Annotated in this window: 3 protein-coding genes; all 3 read right to left on the bottom strand. The window is 43.1% G+C overall.

Going from position 1 to position 3,819, the window contains the following annotated elements; all coding sequences use genetic code 11:
* Positions 1-2,022, bottom strand: a 2,022-nt coding sequence (locus NTV63_01330; protein ID MCX6709580.1) for a hypothetical protein, incomplete at its 3' end; no start/stop codon positions are given.
* A 44-nt stretch (positions 2,023-2,066) separates the two neighbouring features.
* Positions 2,067-2,672 carry a hypothetical protein gene (locus NTV63_01325; protein ID MCX6709579.1) on the bottom strand — a complete coding sequence of 202 codons (606 nt, stop codon included), beginning with the start codon at positions 2,670-2,672 and terminating at the stop codon, positions 2,067-2,069.
* Positions 2,673-3,131: 459 nt separating this feature from the next.
* The coding region (locus tag NTV63_01320) for a hypothetical protein (GenBank protein ID MCX6709578.1) at positions 3,132-3,819 on the bottom strand (688 nt) is incomplete at its 5' end.

Below are 3,819 nucleotides of genomic sequence, written 5' to 3'. Positions count from 1 at the left end.
TCCCCTGCCGTTATCCAATAAAGAGAATGTTGAATCGCTCCACCAGTAATCAGGCGCGTTCTGCAGGAAGAACTCTGATATCTCATAGTTTCCGTCTGATTTTCTGTTCATTACCTGGAAAACAATATGCGATTCAGCTGTCTCGTGCATAACTGCCTTTATGCTCTTGTCCCTTGGAATAAGCGGGAGTGAAACAAGGTTCATTCCTGCTTTCAATGGAATGTCAAACTTTCCGAACCTGAATGTGTTCTTTTCCTCGTTCTTGGATGAGTCCTCTGCCCTTACAACATAGAACCTTCTTGAAACAGAAGATGCCTGCGCATCTGTCCAGGACAGGGTTGTTACAGTTGCATTTGGCTTTGAGAAGTCAAAGCTTGAGAGCTCGGAATAAAGATTGTCTGTTATGTATATATTGTATCTTGCAGCGCTTCCTTCAGGCGCCTGCCATTCAAGTCTTATGCTTCCGCCTGCTTGATAGAATGCAGTTGGATTTATCGGCGCTCCCGGAGGAGTTGTGTCTGATGCGCTTACAACAAAGCTTAAGGTGCCTGATGTTGCAATATTTCCTGCAAGGTCAGATGCAGTAATATAATACTCAACATTGTCATGGTTGCTGAATTTTCCGATTAATGCGCTGTATTCTGCGCCAGAAGCCATGGGAGCAAAGCTCCATTCTCCGCCATTAACCCGGTAGTATGCCTTTGCATCCTTCATGTTTGCATCTGTGATTGTCGCATATATTGTTACAAAGTCAGTGTCTAATGGTGCAATCGGGGAGTGTCTTGCTCCTGTTATCACAGGGAGTGTTGTGTCTATCACAAAGTGCCTTGCACTGCTTCCTATGTTGCCTGCAGAATCCCTGCAGTAAACTATTACATTATTGTCAGATTGGAGTGCTGAGAATGATGAAGCCCATGAAACTCCGCTTCCTGTCATGCTGACATTTGCAGCCCCGTTAAGGGAGTATGTGCATGAGGAAACTGCGCTGTCTGTTGATGCAGAAAGCGCTACTGAATTTGAGCTGTAATACCCTTCTATCGGGCTTGTGATTGTTACAACAGGAGAAACTGTGTCAACAGAGAATGCCCTTGTGGCTGTTGCAGGATTGCTGCTGGAATCCAGGCAGGTCAACACTAATGTGTGGCTTCCCTCCGCTGCTGTTATTGTTGAAGGGGATGTTATTGGGGTTTCAGCGCCGCTGTCAAGATGGTATGTGCAGGAAACCGGCTCTGAGCTTGTGAACTCAACCGGTATTAGATTGGTATTGTAAACCTTGGGCTCTGGCTGGACTAAATTTATTATTGGAGAAACATCGTCCTTGGAAAGCCAGATTATTGTCTGCCTGAAAAGCTGCTCTGCTTCAGGAGTCCAGTATTCTGTCTCTGTAATCCCGAAGAAAGCTCCTTTTGCATTTGCATAGAATCCGTCCTTTAATCTTGTTCCGGGAACTGCTGTAATGATTATTCCGTCATTTTCATTGTTTGTGGTGGAAGTTACAACAGTAAGGTATCCTGACTTGTCAAACCTTGAGAGAAATGAGGCAGGTATTCCAAGGGTGCCCTGGTAGCAGCACTGGGTATAAACCTGTATGGGAGTTGTGAAATTTTCAACTATTGTGTGGGAAGTGGCAATTATGCTTGTCCTTAATGGATAGCTGCTCACAATGCTTGATGCCTTCTTGCTCCAGTGCCATGCGTTCATGCCGTCTGAATAAGAAGTTGTTATGAGCGCCTTGTACTGGTTTACAGGAATCAGCGCGGGATTTACGAAATCCTGGTCGCCTATGAACATGAAATCATAGTTTGCGAAATTGGTTGAAGAGAGGTGCGCCTCGTCAATAAGGCTCACTGAAAAGCCCATTCCCGAAAATACGTCCATGTATTTCTGGACGGGATTGGCTGTGTTCTTCAGGATGTATGCCACGCTTTTTGCTTCTGCCAGTGCAGGCAGGAGGGCAATTGCGAAGAGCGCAAACAAGAGCGCGGCAATTGCCTTAACCTTGAAATTTTTTCCAGCATTCATGAATAATCTCCCCCACAAACTTTTTTATGAAAAATAAATTCCACTCACTTCCTTTTGAAAAGGTAAAATGTGAGCATTCCAAGCACCACGATTGCAACTATTAGGATAATCCCGACTATCGGGTTTGCGCCGCCTGAAACAGCGGAGCTTTCCTTGTCTGCTGAAGTTCCGTATGGAACTCCGTATTTTTTTGTGAACCTTGACAGGTCGCCTGTGAACTCATCGCCCTTTGCATTCACGCTTATCTGGGCTGCAAGCCCGACTTTCTGGCTCTTGTTTGAGTCAAGCGGAGTGCCTTCATATGTTATGAAAATCTTGCCATCATAGAATTGAGGCTTGCTCGCAAACAGCGTGAAGTTTATGTTCTTTGATGAATTCGGCTGAAGGGCAAATGAAAGCTCATCATCCTTAATGATGATGCTTAAGTTCTTGAGAACATCATCAGGCGCAACTGTGACATTAACAGGGAAGTCATTGACATTGTTCACAACAGTATACCTGCTGATTATTCCCGGCTCGCTCTTTGATGAATTAATGTAAAGCACCATCTTTGGATTTCCCAATGATGCAGTGATTGCTGAGGCATAATCTGCCGCAAGAAGAATGGCTGCTGACAAAAATAAAATTGCAAAAACATATTTCATATTCATTTTGGCACCCCCAATAAAATTGTTTCACTGGATGTAATTATTGCTTTTTACTTTGCTTGGTTAGTAACTGATTAACACTACTCAGCAATAAAGAAATAAGGAATCGTGAAACATATTTAAACATTGTTGTGGGTAATCAAATAAATCTTTTTAAAGAAAATTCAGCGATTTTGTTACAACGTGGTTGTTACTAATCAGTTTTCGTCAACAAGACGTGACAAAAACAGGTCCTTTCCTGTGGAATTCTCCGACGAGAAGGCAAAAATCCCGCTTTTTCCAGATGGCTAAGTGAAACAATCAGGGTTTGCTGCAAAACAGCATATTGGCTCTACTCAAGAATTTGGCCGATAAGTCAAAGTGACAGTAAAAATCACCCTGAAAAACCGCTAAAAAAAGGGAAAAATCAGGGCATAATAAGCGGAGCAAACCATAAAAAACAAGATAAAAAAATAAATATGTTTAGGCAGTTATTGTTGTTGTGTATGTGGGCGTTTTTGTTATCTTTCCTTGGCTGTCTATAAGCTCAAAGTAGTAATAGAACTTCTTGCCATCAGTTATCAAGGACACAGGCTTGTTTATTGAACAGCTCACATAGCTTCCAGATGGGCAATCATCAGAGAGTGGTTCTTTGTAAGGGACGGGGTTATTGCTTGTCCAGGAGACTATCTCTGCTGATGTCAGGATTGCTTCAGTGTATTTCACGCTGAAAGTTGTCAATCCCTTAATCCTTGAGCCGCCCCCAGGGCTTACAGACAATATTCTTGGCGCCTCTGAGTCAACTTTTATGAGCATCTGTTGTTCAGCCATGTTGCCTGCTTTGTCATAAACCCGTATCTTTATACTATTGTTTCCTTCGTAGAGATACCTTGTCTTGCTGTAATAACTGCATGAAGTGCATAAGTTGTAAAAGCCGCCGCCATTGACAGAATACTGTATCTTGCTTGCATTCTCTCCTATGACATTAATCTTAAACAATATTCCCTTTGTGCCGTAGGGATTATTTTCTCCCTTGGGAGATTCAACAGTGAAATAAGGCGGGGTTATGTCAACTGTAAAGCTCCAAGTTGCCTCTGCATAGTTTCCGGCATTATCCACAATCTTCACATAAGCGGTGTGCACTCCTTCAGAGAGTGGGACTGTTGGAGTG

Source organism: Candidatus Woesearchaeota archaeon, assembly GCA_026394965.1.
GTDB lineage: Archaea > Nanobdellota > Nanobdellia > Woesearchaeales > 0-14-0-80-44-23 > JAPLZQ01.
The sequence above is the reverse complement of the archived record's forward strand: the minus strand, read 5'-3'. Positions and strand labels throughout refer to the sequence as shown.